Source organism: Streptomyces sp. NPDC051104 (assembly GCF_040682835.1).
Taxonomy (GTDB): domain Bacteria; phylum Actinomycetota; class Actinomycetes; order Streptomycetales; family Streptomycetaceae; genus Streptomyces; species Streptomyces cynarae.
Window position 1 is genome coordinate 1 of sequence record NZ_JBFBBS010000070.1, and the last position, 16,737, is coordinate 16,737.

The following is a 16,737-nucleotide window of genomic DNA, read 5'->3' on the forward strand; positions in this document are numbered from 1 at the left end:
TCTTGACGGCTTCTGTGAACCCAGCACCTCTGGTGGCGGGCTTCGGGGAAGACCTCCGCGAGGGCCTTCCAGAAGCCGAGCGCGCCGTCGCCGACCGCGAGCACGGGCGCGCGCATGCCGCGGCGGGCGCAGTCACGCAGCAGGTCGGCCCAGGACTCGGCGGACTCACGGTAGCCGTCGGCCATCGCGATCAGTTCCTTGGTGCCGTCCGCGCGCACGCCCATCAGCACCAGGACGCAGGACTTCGCCTCCGCGAGCCGGATGCGCAGGTGGATACCGTCGGCCCAGACGTAGACGTAGTCGGATCCGGCCGGGTCGCGCTCGCCGAATGCCTTGTGGTCGGCCTGCCACTGGGTGGTGAGGCGGGTGACGGTGGCCGGCGAAAGACCGGCCGAGCTGCCCAGGAACTGCTCCAGCGCGGGGACGAAGTCTCCCGAGGACAGGCCGTGCAGGTAGAGCAGCGGCAGCACCTCGCTGATCTTCGGGGACTTCCGACACCACGGCGGCAGGATCGCCGAGGAGAACCGCTTGCGTTCCCCGGTGCTCTCGTCGATGCGCTTGTCGTTCACCCGCGGGGCCCTCACCTCCACCGCCCCGGCGGCCGTGGTCACTGACCTGGGCTGGTGGTAGCCGTTGCGTACCACCAGTCGGCGGCCGTTGTCGTCCCGTTGATCAGCCAACTCCGCTATGTAGGCGTTGACTTCGGCTTCGAGGGCGGCGGCGAGCATGCGCCTCGCCCCTTCGCGGACGATCTCGTCGATCAGGGAGCCGTTCGGGGTGCTGCCGTCGGCATTGACTACGCTGAGCACGGGCGTGCCTTCCCGACCCGCGCTGCGAACGCGGGCCTACTCGGCGACCATCAATCGATCACTCGGGAAGGTACGCCCTCCGCGTTCCGCGAGGCACCCTTCCCGAGGCCGATCCACAGGTACTGAGCATTGCTCCCAGACCACGACGAAGGCCACCACAGGCGCAGCGAATATCACCACCAATGCGGCGATCAATGCGGCCATCAGCGCGAGAACTGCCAGAACTATCGGCCCTTGCAGAATCGCCGGGGGAAGACCGGACTCCGCCGAGGCGCCCGTTGTCTGGCTGGGCGCAAGGGACGCCGCCGCGGACACCGCGCCACGATCCAGGCCCAGTGCAATCTCCGAGAAGGCCAGCGCAGCGATCAGGCGGCCAGCCACAGCGCGACACGGCCTGCCAGATCGTTCCCGTCCCCACAAGCCACAGCATGTCAGGCCCGCAAATCTCAAGCCATAGGCCTGGATCTCAGCTTGACGTTTAACCTCGCAGGTCACCCGACCTGCTGATCTGCGGATCTTCCCGGGACAGCAGGGGCGGCCGTTCTCCACGCTTCGAGATGTCGAGTCACGAAGCACGAGAGAACGGTCGCTGCGTATGAGTCTCCCGGTCGACGCGTCCGCAGGCGACGCATTGGGCATCTTGTCCCGCTTTCGGGTCGAGTTCTACGAATGCCTCTACGCCCGCCAGGACGCACTCTTCGAGCTCACGGACGCGGTGTTGTGCGCGGACGGGCCGGTGAAGACCCTGGTCGAGCTGTCGCTGGCAGCCGAGCACCGGCGCGGGCATGGCGCGCTGTACGCGGCTTTGGAGCGCGGTTGGCTGCAGCCGACACGGTTGCGCCGCACGCTGGTCGGCCTGCCGCTGCCGAAGGCGGCCGACGGGCGGATCGTGCTGGCCGTGGACGTGAGCAACTGGCTCCGCCCCGATGCCCCGATGCCCCGACCAGCGACGATCGGCTGTTCTGCCACGTCTACTGACGTGGCGACCGCAAGACGGACCAGTTCGTGCCGGGCTGGCCGTATTCCTTCGTCGCCGCGCTGGAGTCCGGCCGCACCTCCTGGGTAGGGCTGCTGGACGCCGTGCGCCTGGGGCCCGCCGACGACGCGACGCTCGTCACCGCCGCCCAACTACGCGACTTCGTCGAGCGGTTGACGCAAGCCGGGCACTGGCGGCCCGGCGACCTGGAGATCCTGATCGTGATGGACGCCGGCTACGACGTCAGCTACCTCTCCCACGCCCTGGCCGACCTGCCGGTCGTGTTGGTCGGGCGCTTGCGCTCGGACCGGATCATGCTCCGCGACGCAGGCACCCCGCGTTCCGGCCCGAAGGGCGGGCGGCCCCGTCGGCACGGCCGCGTCCTCACCTTCGCCAAGCCCGACAGCTGGCACCAGCCCGACGTCACCACCAGCACGGACACCACCCGCTACCGCAAGGCCGAGGCGATGGCCTGGGACCGGATGCACCCCAGACTCACCCACCGTGGCCCATGCCTGGACCACGCCGAGGAGGAACTGCCCGTCCTGTGACCTGTGCGTTCGGGACGTGCCTCAGGATGTCGGATCGCCCCCGATGGCGAGAGTACGGTGAAGGGCACCGGAAGGGGTGGAGATCAGCTGGGTGCCGTGTGTTCGGTCCGGACCCGTTGAGCGACGTCACGCAGCTTGATGTTGTGGTGCTGGGAGATGCGACGCAGCACGCTGAGGGCGTCGTCTTCGCTCAGCTGGTGGCGTTCCATGAGGATGCCCATGGCAGCGTGCCGGGCTTCCAGGGCGTGCTCGAGCTGGTCGATGGTGCGGGCGCTGGCCAGAGCGACGGCGGCGTGCGAGGCCAGCAGCCAGCCCGCGGTCTCGATGTCCTTGCTGAAAGCTCCGGGGCGCCGCGCGTACAGGTTCAGCGCGCCGAAGTCCTCGTTGTCTGTGTAGAGCAGCACGCCCGTCATGCTGCCCATCCCCAGATCGCGGGCCCGGGCGGCGAACCGTTCCCACGCCGGCTGCGGCTGTGTCATGTCCGCGATCCGGTACAGGCGCTCACTGCCCTTGCGGTGGGCGAGATCGAAGCACGGGCCCTCGCCCAGCTCAGCCTGCAGGCGGTCGCACTCCTGGACCATGTCGCCGCAGGCGGCCAGGGTCAACGCCCGGCCCTTGCGCACAGCGAGGATCCCCGCCGCGTCACAGCCGTCGATCAGCTTCACCGCCGAGGCCGCGATCTCATCCAGCGTCGCCTGGACCGAGTCCTGGGCCAGCAACTCGCGTGCGAGCAAAGCCATCTGTTCGGCGTACGCACGCCATTCCACCGCCACCACCCGCCTCCACCACCGGTTCCGCCACAGTACGCCGACCTCTCCATGCCCCGGGCCGGCCGCCGTTACCAGGACTCACGCAAGGACCCGCCGCCAGTGCCAGGACGCGGGCGGATTCTGGGCAGACTGGCAAGGCGGGGATCAGGCAGGATCTCGGTGCGGTGCAGGACCTGGCGCGGAACGTAATGGTCGGCGCGCAGGTAGGGCGGAGAGCCGGTACCGGCCGTCCTGCCATTGACCCTGCGCGCAGCGGCCCGAAGGCCATGCGAACACGCCTCTCTACTGATCGGCGTCCGCTTCGTCGCCTGCCTCCTGGCTGTGGTGCTCGAGCATCTCTGAGCCTCCGCGTTCTGCCACATCACATCACATCACGCCGGATCTGCTCATGGCTCAGGCCCGTCTCGCGAGGCAGTTCCGCCTCGCTGACTCCCTTGGGATGCTGTCGCAGCACCCGGGCGATCTTCCCCGCCCACAGCTCCGCGTCCGTGAACGGGCGACGTTTGTCCGCTTCACGAGCTCCGCCAGGTGCTCGCGCGAGCACCCGACCAGTAGGCGTTTCCCGTTGTACTGCGCCTCCACCGCGTGGATCGCTGATGAGTCTGCTACCAGCGCAGAGCACTGCCGTTGGTCCCAGACCACCACCCCGCACAGATCGCACAGCTCAGCCCGGGCCTTTTCCACGCCACCGTCCTCCGGCCCGCTGTCCATGCTCACTCGCCGCGCATCCCGTCGGGCGCCGACGGGAGTCCGGACGCCTCCAGCAGCGCGGGCATCACCGTGGACGGGTCTCCGCTGGACACCCACCGGAAGCGGGCAACCATCCGCCGTCCTGGAAATACACCTCCCTGAGCGCTTCGGCGGCGCTCTCCTGCAGGCGCTCATCGCTGACACCCTGCTCCCGCTCCTGCGCCTCGAAGAGAAGGGCGGAGTACTGCGGCGGCAGCGCCACAGTCAGGTGCCGCAGGCGGGCATCGTCGGTGGAGCCGATCGGCGCGGTGTAGCCGATCCGGGCCCGGGTGTCGATGACGATGCCGCCGGTGGTCGCCGCCCTCTGACGGGCCTTGGCGCGAATCTGCGGCTGCCACCGCTTCTTCACCTCGCGTTCCAGACGGGCGGCGAGGTCCGGGCGGGGCTGGGCACTCCGCGAACGGGGCCAGACCGTACGCGCGCTCGCCGACGGCGCGCGGCTGGCCGACCTGCTGGAAGCCGAGCCCGATCTGGACGCCCTCTCCTACTACCCGCACCTGCTCGCGTGGGAGATCGCCCGTCTCCCCGGCCGTAAACGCGTCACCCCCGTCATCCTGCTCGACACCTTCGAGGACGTCGGCGACCGGACCCGCCGCGACCTGGAGCAGCTGATCCAGCGCGTGGTGTGGCTGATGCCCAACGCGCTATGGGTGATCACCGGGCGCGGCCGGCTCCAGTGGGCCGACGAAGGCCTCCAGGGCCAGCTCGACTTCACCGGCCCCGAGGCCTGGCCCGGCCTGGCCGCCGCCGACACCCCCTACACCCTCACTCCGCTGCCCACCACCAGCGACGGCCGGCAGGTCCTGGTCGGCGACTTCGCCCCGACGCCACCACCGCGTCCTGGGCGACCTCTTGTGGCTGCAAGGAGAACCAGAACGCGCGGCCGCCGCCTACCTCGCCGGGCGCACGGAAGCCGAGCAGCACGCCAAAGTCGGCGAAGCCGCACACAATCAAGCCTTGCGCGCCCTCGCCGTCGCCTTCTACGCCCCCCACCAGGCCGACGACGAAATCGACTTCGCCAACCAGATCCTCGCAACCTGGACCTGCGCGGCCACCACGATCAACGCGGCCATCGCCGCCCTGATCCGCGATGCCGGCGATCCCGCGCTCGACGACCGCATTCACACCCTGCGCACCGAGCTCGACGTCGCCGGCCTCACCTCCATGGCACGCACCCTCGAACTCGCCGCGGCGTTCCACCAAGCCGTCCTCGAGGACCACGACGCACTTGCCGCCACCCTCTCCCGGCTGCGCGAGCAGACCCAGAACGGGGACTACGCCTACTACATCGACATCGGCTCCTTCATGGCCGACCTCCCCCTCCCCGCCAGCCACACCGCGCCGCACTGGCTGGATGGCGAACAGGCAACCCGCACCCGATGGCGCACCCTCCTCACCACCCGCCAGCACCACCTGCACCAGTAACAGCAGAGGGGACGCGCCGCCGCTCCGCGCGCCAACGTCTGACCAGCACACACGGCTGCGGCCCGCGAACAGGCCAGGTGTTCGCGGGCCTCAGCTTCAGGAGCACCAGAGGCAAGGAGAGAAGCCGTGCCCCGCAGTCCCGACGACGACGCGCCTCGCCGTATGAGCAATTCCGATACGCAGCTCAGTGCCGATCAGCAGCAGGCCGCCATCAATGACCGGACGACGCTGCGCGGCGGAGTGTGCACCGGCAATCCGACACGTCGGCGTGAGCTCACAGCCACAACCGTCGGCACCCACCCTCGTGTCGCGGAGGGTGGCACCCGAGCGGGCCGGGAGCGTGTGTCCGGCGTGACGAAGGCCGCGGAGGCGAGGCCGTCCGGAGACCCGCGACCGCGCGAGCACGACGCCCGTTCCGCCCGGAGGAGAGGCGCCGGAAGGTTGCACCCTTTTCGCCGGACGGGGTGCACGAGAGCGTCCGAGCGTGGACAGGGACGCACGTCGCCACTGTTCGTCACCGACGACCGGTCTCGCCTCCACGGATTCCGGCCACTCCGCCGTGCCCCCGGACGGCGCAGCGCCCGCCATTCCTCCCTGGTGCAGGCCGCGAGGAATGGTGGGACGCCGCAGGAAGTGCGCCGTGGCGGAGCGGGATCAGTCGGCCAGCCGGTTGATGGCGGCGGCAGCGATGCCTTCCATGTAGCCGAGGTCGTCGCTGGGCTGACCGGAGAGTTCGACGATGCCGAACCTGTGACCGCTGCGGATGACCGCGACACCGCCGGCGGCCCCGCCGTCACCGCTGAAGGCCGGGTACCACCTGCCCTCGCCGGCCTTGACGGTGATCGTGTGCCCCTTGCCGTAGTACCAGTGACCAGCCGGCTCGACCTGGCAGCTGCGCACCAACTCGTTGATCTGCTTCTCGTACGAGGCCGCCGACGTATTGGTGGTACCGTCTGCGACGGATTCGGTCAGCAAGGTGTCCTTGGTGTCGAAGGTCCAGGTCACGTCGGCGTAGGCGCCGGCCTTCCCCTTGGTCAACGTTCGCATCGTCTCCTCGCCGGAACACGCCGAGAGAGCCTGCTTCCCGGTCATGTCCACCGTCGCGCCGACCGGGGAGAGGCCCTGCTGGAAGAAGTCGTCGCGCTGGATCAGGTTGTCGGCGCCGAGGCGGGGCTCAGCAGGAGTGGCGGTAGGCGCGGTTGCCGGCCGGTTCGGCAAGCCCGTGTCCGCGCCGGCGGCAGCGGGATGCGCGCCGATACCGACCGCGAGCAGGGCCGCACCGATGGAGGCTGCTACTCCTGCGGTACGACCGCGGCGCGAGAACTTCTTGCTGGCAGCTTGGTTGTCGAACATCTCATTCCCCTGTGTGGTCACAATGCGGCTTGGGTTCTCGTACACCCGGGGAGATGCACGGGGTACTGGAGATGTTGGACAGCGGTCTGCTGCGATCGGTGTGAGCTGCCTCACCTCTGTCAGCGAGATCGGGGTGGTCTCAGAGCTGTGTGACGGCCGCACGGACGATCCGCGTCATCGCGGCCGTGTCCAGGCAGGCGTCGACCTCCAGGACCCCGTAGTGGGAACCGTTCCGGAGTACAGCGATGCCTCCGCACGGCTCCTTGCCCCGTGGTGCGGTCCCTGCGGTGTTCAGGTCACCGTCGTAATAACCCATCCAGCTCGCGGCGATACCCGGAGCCACATCGATCGTGTGCGTCGGCCCGTAGACCCAGTGGGTGGCCGGTTCCGTCTGGCACGGCACTTCCTCCAACAGCAGGCGCTGGAAGAAGTTCTGGGCCAGTGCCGGGCTTCCGGCGTCGGCGGCGACTTCGCGCGCGACCTGGTCGTCGATGTTCACCGCCAGAGTGGGGTCGCTGTGGTCCGCGTGCGTGGTCGTCATCAACCCGCGGAAGTGTGCGTCCGACTCTCCCAAGGTCTCGTCGAGGGTCTTCTCCCCGGCGCAGGCCGCGTTGGCGTAGTGACCGTCTCCCACACGATCCCGTACGTAGATGTGCTTGGAGAACCCGACCTTCCTGAACTCGGCCGCTGCCAACAAGTGCCGGTCCGTCATGGGTCCGCCGGCGGGCTTCGGCGCGTCGGAGCCGTTACCCGGCGAGGACGGCACAGCGCCCGGCGTCACTGCCCGAGTGGTCGGAGCAGAGCGAGCGGGCAGGAGGAACCGGCCGGTCAGCAGGCCGAGCCCGACGGCCACCGAGAGAATGACGACGATCGTCCGAGCTCGCACGGCAGCACCTCCCGGCTCCTACTCAAGTTGAAATGCCGGTTGACACCGGAGCGTTGGAATGTCTCAGAAGCCGCCGCCGAGGCGGTCCCGCATGAAGCGGCGAGCCTGGTGGATGCGGTCCTTGACCGTGCCCAGGGGAGCGCCGGTGATCTCAGCGACCTGAAGATAGGTCAGGTCTCCGAGATCGCGCAGCACGAAGGATTCCACCAAGGCCGGATGCCGCTCCTCGAGCGCGGCCAGCGACTCCATGAGATCCAGGCGGGTGCCCGCGATGACGCTTGTCGTTCGAGGGTCGACGCCCTCGGGAAGGACCGCGTGACTGTCCTCCGCGCGTCGGCGCATCGAGCGGTACGTGGCCCTGGCGGCGTTCGAGGCGATCACTGTCACCCACCCGAGGAACGAGCCCCGTCCGCTGTACTCCTGCAGATGTGTACTGATGGACAGCAGAGCGTCCTGCGCGGCCTCTTCGGCGTCGGCGTGGTGCGGCAGGAACCTGGAGCAGCGGCGCATGACCGTGGGGCGAAGCTTGACAAGGAGGCGGTCCAAGGACGCCCGCTCACCTGCCCGAGCGGAGGCCACGAGCTGCGCCAGTTCGTCCTCGTCGATCACCTTGCTGTCCCCCGTTCTCGTCCGACCTGAAGTCCGCCTGGCCACACCGCGGTTCCCGGCCTCGGCGCCTCCGGCAGAATGTTGCCACATGCAGAAGCTGGGCCGTTATCTCCTCGAGAACAGGCTGGGAGCCGGTTCGTTCGCCACCGTCTGGAAGGCATACGATCCGGAGCTCGACACGGACGTCGCGGTCAAGGTGCTGGCCGACAACTGGGCGTCGAACGCCGATGTACGGGAACGATTCCTGGCGGAGGCGAGGCTGCTCCGCAAGATATCCAGCCCACGTGTCGTACGCGTTCACGACGTCGGTGTCCAGGACGACCGGCCCTACTTCGTCATGGACTACGTCCGGGGCGGCACGCTGGCCGAGAAGATCGGGCACTGCCTGCCCGCGGAGGCACTCCATCTGGCAGCCGAGGCCGGATACGCGGTTCAGGTGCTTCATGACACAGGCGTCGTCCACCGCGACATCAAGCCGTCGAACCTCCTGCTCGACACCGGCCGCACGCCCACTGCCGTACTTGTCGCAGACCTCGGCAGCGCGAAGCGACTCGCTGACGCGTCGGGGTTGACCGTGACCACCGGCACTCCGGCGTACATGGCGCCCGAGCAGGCCTTCCAGACCGGCGGGTTCGATGGTCGAGCCGACGTGTACGCCCTCGGTGTCGTGACGTTCGAACTGTTGACCGGCAGGAAGCCGTTCGGTTTGGGCGGTCGTCTCACCCTCACACCAGAGCAGGCATCGACGTCTTCGCCGCCAAGGATTCCCAGGGAGCTGGGGGTTCCGAACGGCGTCGACACACTTCTTCGTACCGCGCTGTCCGTCGATCCCGAGGACCGACCGCAGACCGCGCAGGCGTTCGCGGACGCGCTGCTGTCACGGGGAGGAGGGGGGTGGGCGCCGGCCACGCCTTCGCGGCCGACACGCCTTGCGGTTTCGGTTGCGGCGGTCGTCGTGTACCTGGTGACAGCGGTGCTGACCTGGTTGGTCCGCTGAACGCGGATTCCTCGTCGGCGTGCAGATCCGGAGAGCAGGCGAACATGCTGTTGCCGAACACTGTCGCGAGCGCCTCGGGAGGCTGGCGGTTTCTATCGGTGATTGCGAATCACCTGGTCAATGGGCTTGTGAGGCATTCTCGCATGGCTTCGGCGGGGGTCTTGTCACCAAGGACGACGCGGGGGCGACGGTTGAGCTGGCGGGCGGCTTCGCGAAGATCGCGCGCGGTGTGGACGGACAGGTCAGTTCCCTTGGGTGCCTCTGTGTTTGTCAAGCTGGTTGGAGTGTTGGCGTAGGCTCGGGTTCGGCGGGTCCGGGAAGTGACTTGTCCGAAGCGTCGGCCATCGGGGTTGGGCCGGCCGCGCTGGATGCTGTAGTCGCCCCCGGTTGTCCTCCCGGGCCCGTCGTCTGGGTGCGTCGGCGTTCGTCGCCGATCATCGTGCGCCATACGTGACCAGCGAGGCGGCGCTTCAGGCAGCGCTGTGCTTCTCTGGATGTCTTTCCTTCTGCGAGTTTGGCCTGGTAGTAGGTGTGGCCCCGGGTGCCTGGCATGCGGATCTGCGTGATGGCGACGGTGTGAAGTGCCGCGTTGAGTTGGCGGTCGCCGCGTCTGGACAGGCGGTGGCGTGCGCGGTCGGCGCTGGCGATATCGATGGGGGCGGTGCCGGCGTACTGGGCGAAGGCGCTGGCAGTCGGAAAGCGGGTGGGGTTTCCGGTCCGGCCCAGGAGCCGGGCGGCGGTCACGGCTCCGATGCCCGGAGTGTCGGTCAGTCGGCTCTCGGACTCTGCGACCAGTGCTGCCATGGCTTTGGCGTTGTCCTTCAGCTTCACATCCCAGGTCCGGATCTCGGCGATGAGGTCGGCGGCGAGGGTGTGGCGGGTGAGCTCCGCCGAACCCGCGGGGACCACAGTGTCCAGGAGCTGTTCGGCCTTGGCCGCGGACAGATCCCGCGGTGCCCCGCCGGGCAAGAGGGCTCTCAGCAACGCGTGGAGCTGGTTCACCGCGCGGACCCTGGCTTGCGCAAGGTTGCTGCGCCGCTCGTCCAGCAGCGCCAGTGCATCCGTTGCACTCTCGGACTGCACCGGCCTGACGTCGCCTTGAAGCGCAGCAACGCATGCCGCAGCGGCGGCGTCGATGCGGTCGTTATTGCGGCCTGCGCCGCGCGACAGCTGGCGGACGCGGGCGGTGGCGCTCGGTGCGACGTCAACGACCCGTTCTCCCCGGGCGAGCAGCCATGAGGTCAGATGATGCCCCAGGCCCCTGGCGTTCTCGACGGCCCAGCGCCGCTCTGGCCACTGGCGGGCCCAGTCCAGCATGCGCTGATACTCCTGGAGCGTCACGTCGATGAGGATCGATGGGAGGTCACGGTTGGTCTCGGGATCGACGGCTGTGGCCGCGTGAGTCGACTTGTGCGGATCGATGCCGATCAGCACCATCGGCGGTCCCCTTCCTTCTCGGTGCCGGCTCAGTGGAATCCGCAGCCGACATCCCGACTTCGAGAAACGTGGGGTGGCCGATGCCACCGCGGCGCTCAGCGGCAATCGGCCGCGCCTCTTCGTTGGTCAGCGGTGGCGGTGGCCGCCCCAGGAGACCGAGTCGACGAACTGGCGGTGGTTGTTGCGCAGGGTGACGGTGTGGGAGGCGCTGTTCCAGACGTAGGCGCGGCGGTCCTGGTAGACGTCGTGGCGGGAGTCGCGGCCGATGCCGGTGTGGACGCGGACGGTCGAGCGGCCGTCCAGCGGTAGTGGTGGAAGGTGTAGGTGTGGCCGGCTCGGTCCGACAGTGTCCAGCCGTCCAGGTTCACGGCCCGGCGGGTGTTGTTGGTGATGTCCACCCACTCCTGGTTGAGGGAGCGGATGGAGCGGTTGTCGCGGCCCGGGGAGTCGTACTGCACCCGGCTGATCTGAACGCTCGGCCGAAGGGCGCGGTGGTCGGCCGCGGCAGCCGGCACGGCGGTCGCAGCGGTGGCGGCCGCAGCGGTCAGCGCGGCGGCGGTCAGGCGGCGAGCAGTCGCAGATCCCCTGCATGTGCGGGCACAGCCCCTATCCGCAGCCACAGGGCCGCAGACCGGGTGTGCAGTGTGCGGTGGCGGCCGACTGGCCCCGTATCCACACCTTGCCCACCACGTGAGGCGAATGCGGACGAGACGTGAATCGTGTTACAGATCGCCCATATCGCGGTGACTCTCACCTGCACCCATCTGCACAGCGAATACACCAGGTTGACGCGCCCTCGGGCCGACAACCGGTGCGGGCGCTGGGCAGCGGGCCGGACACGCTCCACCGCGCCACTCCAGGAGCGTCTACGCCGTCACCCGAAAGTGAGTAACGACGCCCGAGGGCTGACTCGGCCATGACCCCCGTGGCTCCGATCCGCCACGGATATCGACTGGGTTTGCAGGCCCGGCATTCATAGCGGGGCTGGTGGCCTGGATACCGTTTGACCTGCCCGGCTGAACGTTGTTCAGTTCAATGGGACCCGCAGCAGGTCCGCATTGGTTCCTCTCGCCGCGGCATTGTCAGCGGTGATCGATATGGTCGGCGCGCCCGATCAGATGAGGAGCGCGGACCATGAGATCTCCGGACGAACTCGACAACGTTCAGTGGCATGCCCTGACCCACGCCTACGGTTCGGCCGAGGACGTGCCTGAGCTGATCAGGGCGCTCTATCAAGACGATGAGGAGACGGTCGGCGAGGCGATCTATGAGCTGTACGGCAATATCTACCACCAGGGCACGGTCTACCCGGCTTCGGCACCTGCGGTCCCGTTCCTCGCTCACGCCGTCCGGCACGCCCCGGGCAAGCGCGACGAAGTACTGATGCTGCTCGCCGTCCTCGCCGACCACGACCCGGCGGACATCGAATCACCGCACTGGCCCTGCAGTTCGGTTCAGCGATCTGCGACGAACTCTGCCGGGTGCTCCCGGACCTGCTGCCCTGCCTCGATGACGGTGAACGGGGGGTGCGTCGAGCAGCGCTCCGGGTGGTCGCAGCCGTGGCCGAGCTACTCCCGGCTGGGCTACGGGCCTCCGTCGTGCCGCAGCTCGACAGGCTGTACGCCGCCGATCCCGTTCCGGCGGTGCGGGCGGACGCGATGGTCGTCCTGGCCCGGTTGGGCCGGGATACGGCGGCGCTGGACAGCCCACTGCCCGAGGTCAGGCTGGCGGCGGCTCTGCTCTGCGTGGAGCGTTCCGGGCCGCCGTACCCGGCTGAGCTCGTAGCGGTCATCGCCCAAGACGGTGCCGAACCCGACCCGGGGGACGACGACTTCCCGTGGTCGGACACCACCACCCAGGAGGAGCAGCTCACCCGCCTGCTCATCCGAGACCGGGACGCCGGCCTCACCGTGGCCGCCCGCTGGATCGCGGCCGGAGACCTCGGCTCGCGCGGTTCCTGGCTGGCTCAGAAGATCTCCGAGACCTGGCGCGACCAGGAACCCGAGGTCCTGGAACTGCTGCTGGCCGCCCTGCCCCACCAGAGGGACGCCGCGCCCTCGCCAGCCGCCTGCGCAGTATCGGCCACTGGATCGAGCACCTGCCCGAGCCGGGGGCCGACCTCCAAGACGCACTGCACTGGTACGCAGGTGCCGATGATGAAACCGCCGGGCCGGCGCTCCTCGCCCTGGTGCGCTCCCGCGACCCCCGCGCCCTGGAGCTGGTACTGCGCCACCCCAGTGCCCAGCTGCTGGCAGCGGCGGCGCGGCACTTCCCCGAAGCGGCCGACCAACTGATACCCGTCATCCGCCGTGAGCTGGCAGCGGGCGCCACCGGGAACGCGGGAATCGCCCTCGTCGGGGCCCTGGCACCGTTCGGTGCCGCCGCCCGCCAAGCCCAGCCCGAACTGGTCGACTGCCTCGAGACCGGCCGCGCGGCCATCGTCGCCGCCCGCCAGCTCGGCCTCAACGGAATACAGAGGCCGGAGGTTACCGATCTGCTGCACAACGCCGCGCAGAGCACCGACTCTTCACTGAGTGCCGCGGCAGCCGTGGCCCACTACCAGCTGACGGGTAACGCCGGTGCGGCGCTTCGCGCCTTCGAGAGGCTGCTCTCGGCCGGAGGGCAGACCCACTGGTACCTGACCAGCCTGCAGCCGCTGGGCAACGCCGCCGCTCCACTGCTGCCGTTCATCGAGCCTCTGCTGGGATCCGGACACCAGTGGACTCGGATGGCGGCTGCCGAAGCCCACCACTGGATCACCGGATCCCCGGACCGCGCCGTCCCCGTCCTCGCCGAGCTGGTCGGCCCCACCCCGGTCGGCCTCCGCGCCCTAAAGGCCCTCGCAGCCACCGGCTACGTCCCAGAAGAGCTCCGCCCCACCCTCCGCTCCTTCTTCTTCTCCCCACTCCGCCTGCTCAACGACTCACCCCTGTCCGGACAAGGCCACCCGGACCAAGAACTCCGCACCCTGGCCCGCACGTTGCTCGCTGCCGACTAGCTTGCCGGTGGGGTGGGGCGTGGGTTCGCTGCCGCACCCCACCGTTTGCCGCCCCCGCCCATCCCGTGGACGACCGCCGCCGGCCTGCCCACCCTTGGGGCAGCCCGGCAACACCCCTGCACGCTCGCGGTCCCGAGCATGCCGTCGCGGGCCACACACGTGCGACTGGTTCTGTTCAAGAGTTTCGGTTCCGGCCCGATCTCCGTGAATCGGTCACACACTGTTCCGTGGCGTCGGCCGTTGAGATGATCTCCACTCACCCAAGTCGAGGAGCCGGGGCCCAGGATGAGCAGCTGGTCGCCAGAGGTAGATGAGGTGTTAGAGGCGTCGGGATGGGCGCCTGGACGGAAGGTAGATGCAGGTCGCTGGCGATCTATGTTCGAAGCAGTCGGCCTTGCCATGCACGACGCTGCGGAAGCCTTCCTGCAAGAGTTCGGCGGTTTGACCGTGAACGTCAGCCGGCCAGGGATCACCTGTGCCCGCACACCGTTTGAGCTGGACCCGGAGCTGGCCTTCGGCGAGGACGACCGGTTCCTGGAGTGGGGCGAGGCCATCGGGCGTCGCCTCTTCCCGCTCGGCGAGCTTGATCACGGCCGGTTCTTCCTGGCCATCGACGAGGTCAATGAGATCTACCTCGTCGAGACCTGGGTTGCCAGCTTCGGGCCGATGCCCCAGGCCCTCGAAAACTTGGTGCTCGGCGTGGCTCCCCACCGGATCGATGAGCAGTACGGGCCGGCGGGACAGGCGTCCTGACGCCACGTACGCTACGTCAGCACGCGAGTCTGAACTTTTCGCGCGCATACCCGGTTGGGTGAAGACCCTCAGGCGGGAGAACTTCTGCGGACGCCGGCATGTCGTGCTGTGCGGGAGACAGATCAATGACGCACATGTGGCGCTGCCGGGCCTGGCCGTCGTGGAAGTCGCGGCCGCCGATGACGAGACCGCCTTCGCGGTCCAGGAGCTGCTCGCCACGCGGTGCGCCATCGCGCCGACGGACCGTACGACCGGGGAGCCTGACGAGCCAGGCGTGCGGCTGCGGTTCTTCCTGGGCCTGCACCAGGCCCCCGACGCGTAAGCCTACGTCCATGCTCGGCCGCGACCACGGCGGCCGACGTCGCGGTCGCGGCCGTGGTCGAGGGCGTGCCTGGGGTCTGTCCGGCGGATCATCTGACTTCTTCGAGCTCCGTTCGTTGGCATGCCCCGAGGACGCGGAGATCTCACGAGCGAGGAGTGGGCCCGGCTGAAGCGGCATCTGCCGAAGTCCGAACAGCGAGGCGGTGGGACTGTACGGTCACTGGTGTAACTCCCGATCTGGAAGCGACAGTTGATGACTGACGTGGTGAGTGACACCAAGGCCCAGGAGGTGCCCGTGGACGAGGTCGTGGACGACGCCCTGATCCAGCAGCTGATGGCCCGTGCGAAGACGGCGGGATGAAACTGGCTGGCGAGGGCGGTCTGCTGCAGCAGCTGACCAAGAAGCTGCTGGAGTCCGCCTTGGAGGGCGAGATCACCGACCACCTGGGCCACGAGACCGGCGAGCGGGCCGAGGTCGGGCGGAGGGAGAACTACCGCAACGGCCACCGAGCCAAGACTGTGACCACCGACATCGGCACCGTCGAGATCGAGGTGCCCCGGGACCGGGCCGGCACCTTTGAACCGATGATGGTCAAGAAGCGTCAAAAGCGCCTTGCCGGGGTCGATGAGATGGTGCTGTCCCTGTCCGCCAAGGGCCTGACCCACGGCGAGATCTCCGCCCACCTGGCCGAGGTCTACGGGGCGAGCGTCTCCAAGCAGACCATCTCCACGATCACCGACAGCGTGGTCGCGGGGATGACGGAATGGCAGAACCGGCCGCTCGACGCGGGGCGGTTTCCACTGATCGTTGCGAATCAGCGGCAGGCGAGTTCTCTTGACCAGCGTCTCATGGCCTCGGCAGGGGTGTGGTCTCCGAGGACGCGGCGGGGCCTGTGGTTGAGCTGCCGTTCGACTTGCGCGAGGTCGCGGACCGTGTAGCGGGTCAGGCTGGTGCCTTTCGGGAAGTACTCGCGCAGCAGCCCGTTTGTATTCTCGTTTGTGCCGCGCTGCCAGGGGGCGTGCGGGTCGCAGAAGTGGATCCGGAAGCCCGTCAACTCCTCTATCTGCTCGTGCAGATACAGTTCTCTGTCCTGGTCCCAGGTGAGGGTTCGCCGCAGGGAGGCGGGCAGGTCGGCGGTCTGCTTGACGAGCGCATCGCGTATCTGCGGAGCCTTCCAACCGTCGGGCAGGTGGATGAGGCGCACGTAGCGGGTGGCGCGGTCGACCAGGGTGCCGATCGCGGACGCCTGTGCCCTGCCGACGATCAGATCACCCTCCCAGTGCCCGGCGCTTCGCCGCTCGTCGGCTTCCCGGGGTCGGGTGTGGACCGGCCGCATCCGCGGGATGCCATTCTTCACGGGTATGCCCCGGCGCTGCTTCTTGCGGCGAGTACGCCGGGTGCGCAGCCGGGCGGTGCGCTTGTCGAGCAGCCCCTTGTACAGGGCGCGGTAGATGGTCTCCGGACAGGCGTTCATCGCTGGTTGCCCGGGGCGGGTCCGGGCGAGGTGAAGGGCGATCTGCTGTGGTGACCAGTGCTGCTTGAGCTTGTCGTTGACGAAGCCGCGCAGCTCGGAATTTGCGCGGAGCTTCTGCGGCTTCGGGCGGCGCCGGCGCAGGATGGCTTGGTTGTGTGACCACCACGGGTTGTAGGTGCCGTTGGGGCCGCGGCCGCGGGAGATCTCGCGGTAGACGGTGGAACGGTACTTGCCGATCTCCTCGGCGATCACCGGGGCCGATCGGCCTGCGAGCAGGCCCTCGGCGATCGCGATCCGGTCGTCCTGGGTCAGGTAACGCTCGTCGATGGGCTTGTCGGGCAGCAGCATGCGTCCAGCCTTGATGAACCACACCGAGCCAGCGCTGGTGGATACGCCCACTCGGCGGGCAGCGGCTGCCCCTTTCAGGCCACCTCTACGCAGTTCGAAGTACTCCTTCGGCACCGACAATGGCAGACGGTTCGGCGGATACTTCGGCATCGGACGGGCTCCTTTCAGGAGTCGCGACCACCGATGGAAACCGCCCGGTTTACCCGGTCGTCTTCATCGACTGTGTGAACGTGAAGATCAGGGAGGGGCAGGTCGCCAACCGGCCCGTCTACATGGCCG

Annotated in this window: 13 protein-coding genes and 5 pseudogenes; 8 read left to right on the forward strand and 10 right to left on the reverse strand. The window is 68.6% G+C overall.

The features are described from left to right. The coding region (locus AB0N14_RS37890) for an IS256 family transposase (RefSeq protein WP_366030258.1) at positions 1–809 on the reverse strand (809 nt) is incomplete at its 3' end. Between the two features lie 595 nt (positions 810–1,404). Here AB0N14_RS37890 and AB0N14_RS37895 point away from each other — a divergent pair. Continuing rightward, positions 1,405–2,333: pseudogene (locus AB0N14_RS37895) on the forward strand (transposase); the annotation flags it as partial. An 86-nt stretch (positions 2,334–2,419) separates the two neighbouring features. Here the strand turns inward: AB0N14_RS37895 and AB0N14_RS37900 are convergent. Then, a complete protein-coding gene (locus AB0N14_RS37900; protein WP_366030259.1) occupies positions 2,420–3,076 on the reverse strand; it encodes a GAF and ANTAR domain-containing protein in 657 nt (218 codons plus the stop codon). An 805-nt stretch (positions 3,077–3,881) separates the two neighbouring features. Then, a pseudogene (locus tag AB0N14_RS37905) lies at positions 3,882–4,244 on the reverse strand (hypothetical protein); the annotation flags it as partial. Between the two features lie 569 nt (positions 4,245–4,813). Here AB0N14_RS37905 and AB0N14_RS37910 point away from each other — a divergent pair. Then, the gene (locus tag AB0N14_RS37910; RefSeq protein WP_366030260.1) at positions 4,814–5,281 is read left to right on the forward strand and encodes a hypothetical protein; all 468 of its coding nucleotides are present in this window, start codon (positions 4,814–4,816) and stop codon (positions 5,279–5,281) included. A gap of 654 nt (positions 5,282–5,935) precedes the next feature. Here AB0N14_RS37910 and AB0N14_RS37915 read toward each other — a convergent pair. The 3 genes from AB0N14_RS37915 to AB0N14_RS37925 all read right to left on the reverse strand — a co-directional run bounded on the left by AB0N14_RS37915 (position 5,936) and on the right by AB0N14_RS37925 (position 8,129). Next, positions 5,936–6,634, reverse strand: a complete 699-nt coding sequence (locus AB0N14_RS37915) for a hypothetical protein (protein WP_366030262.1) — start codon at positions 6,632–6,634, stop codon at positions 5,936–5,938. Positions 6,635–6,773: 139 nt separating this feature from the next. Next, entirely contained in the window at positions 6,774–7,520 is a 747-nt protein-coding gene (locus AB0N14_RS37920; protein WP_366030264.1) for a hypothetical protein, read from the reverse strand. A 63-nt stretch (positions 7,521–7,583) separates the two neighbouring features. Beyond that, positions 7,584–8,129, reverse strand: coding sequence for an RNA polymerase sigma factor (locus AB0N14_RS37925; protein WP_366030266.1), 546 nt, complete (start codon positions 8,127–8,129; stop codon positions 7,584–7,586). A gap of 1 nt (position 8,130) precedes the next feature. Between AB0N14_RS37925 and AB0N14_RS37930 the strand changes: the two genes are divergently transcribed. Continuing rightward, complete coding sequence (locus AB0N14_RS37930) at positions 8,131–9,126, forward strand: serine/threonine-protein kinase (RefSeq protein ID WP_366030267.1); 996 nt, start codon at positions 8,131–8,133, stop codon at positions 9,124–9,126. A 109-nt stretch (positions 9,127–9,235) separates the two neighbouring features. On the opposite strand, the pseudogene AB0N14_RS37935 reads toward AB0N14_RS37930, so the two are convergent. From AB0N14_RS37935 to AB0N14_RS37945, 3 genes and pseudogenes are all read right to left on the reverse strand, one after another. After that, positions 9,236–9,382 (reverse strand): annotated as a pseudogene (locus tag AB0N14_RS37935) (IS30 family transposase); the annotation flags it as partial. Positions 9,383–9,396: 14 nt separating this feature from the next. Then, positions 9,397–10,563 (reverse strand): IS110 family transposase, encoded by a 1,167-nt coding sequence (locus tag AB0N14_RS37940; protein WP_366030268.1) that lies wholly within the window; start codon positions 10,561–10,563, stop codon positions 9,397–9,399. A 126-nt stretch (positions 10,564–10,689) separates the two neighbouring features. Then, positions 10,690–11,111 (reverse strand): annotated as a pseudogene (locus AB0N14_RS37945) (lamin tail domain-containing protein). A gap of 1,011 nt (positions 11,112–12,122) precedes the next feature. Between AB0N14_RS37945 and AB0N14_RS37950 the strand changes: the two are divergent. The 5 genes and pseudogenes from AB0N14_RS37950 to AB0N14_RS37970 all read left to right on the forward strand — a co-directional run. Continuing rightward, a complete protein-coding gene (locus tag AB0N14_RS37950) occupies positions 12,123–12,857 on the forward strand; it encodes a hypothetical protein (RefSeq protein ID WP_366030269.1) in 735 nt (244 codons plus the stop codon). Further along, positions 12,752–13,561, forward strand: coding sequence for a hypothetical protein (locus AB0N14_RS37955; protein ID WP_366030270.1), 810 nt, complete (start codon positions 12,752–12,754; stop codon positions 13,559–13,561). The genes AB0N14_RS37950 and AB0N14_RS37955 overlap by 106 nt, the downstream gene beginning before the upstream one ends. 285 nt (positions 13,562–13,846) lie before the next feature. Beyond that, on the forward strand, positions 13,847–14,314 hold the full coding sequence (locus tag AB0N14_RS37960) for an SUKH-3 domain-containing protein (protein ID WP_366030271.1): 468 nt from the start codon (positions 13,847–13,849) through the stop codon (positions 14,312–14,314). Positions 14,315–14,372: 58 nt separating this feature from the next. Further along, complete coding sequence (locus AB0N14_RS37965) at positions 14,373–14,636, forward strand: DUF6207 family protein (RefSeq protein ID WP_366030272.1); 264 nt, start codon at positions 14,373–14,375, stop codon at positions 14,634–14,636. A gap of 252 nt (positions 14,637–14,888) precedes the next feature. Next, positions 14,889–15,421: pseudogene (locus AB0N14_RS37970) on the forward strand (transposase); the annotation flags it as partial. 29 nt (positions 15,422–15,450) lie between these two features. On the opposite strand, the gene AB0N14_RS37975 reads toward AB0N14_RS37970, so the two are convergent. Continuing rightward, complete coding sequence (locus tag AB0N14_RS37975) at positions 15,451–16,458, reverse strand: IS30 family transposase (RefSeq protein ID WP_366030274.1); 1,008 nt, start codon at positions 16,456–16,458, stop codon at positions 15,451–15,453. Positions 16,459–16,737 lie beyond the last annotated feature (279 nt).

Bases quoted from the DNA above. Each gene is read 5' to 3' on its own strand.
- AB0N14_RS37900 (WP_366030259.1), bottom strand. From the start codon at position 3,076: ATGGCTTTGCTCGCACGCGAGTTGCTGGCCCAGGACTCGGTCCAGGCG.
- AB0N14_RS37915 (WP_366030262.1), bottom strand. From the start codon at position 6,634: ATGTTCGACAACCAAGCTGCCAGCAAGAAGTTCTCGCGCCGCGGTCGT.
- AB0N14_RS37940 (WP_366030268.1), bottom strand. From the start codon at position 10,563: ATGGTGCTGATCGGCATCGATCCGCACAAGTCGACTCACGCGGCCACA.
- AB0N14_RS37960 (WP_366030271.1), top strand. From the start codon at position 13,847: ATGAGCAGCTGGTCGCCAGAGGTAGATGAGGTGTTAGAGGCGTCGGGA.
- AB0N14_RS37975 (WP_366030274.1), bottom strand. From the start codon at position 16,458: ATGCTGCTGCCCGACAAGCCCATCGACGAGCGTTACCTGACCCAGGAC.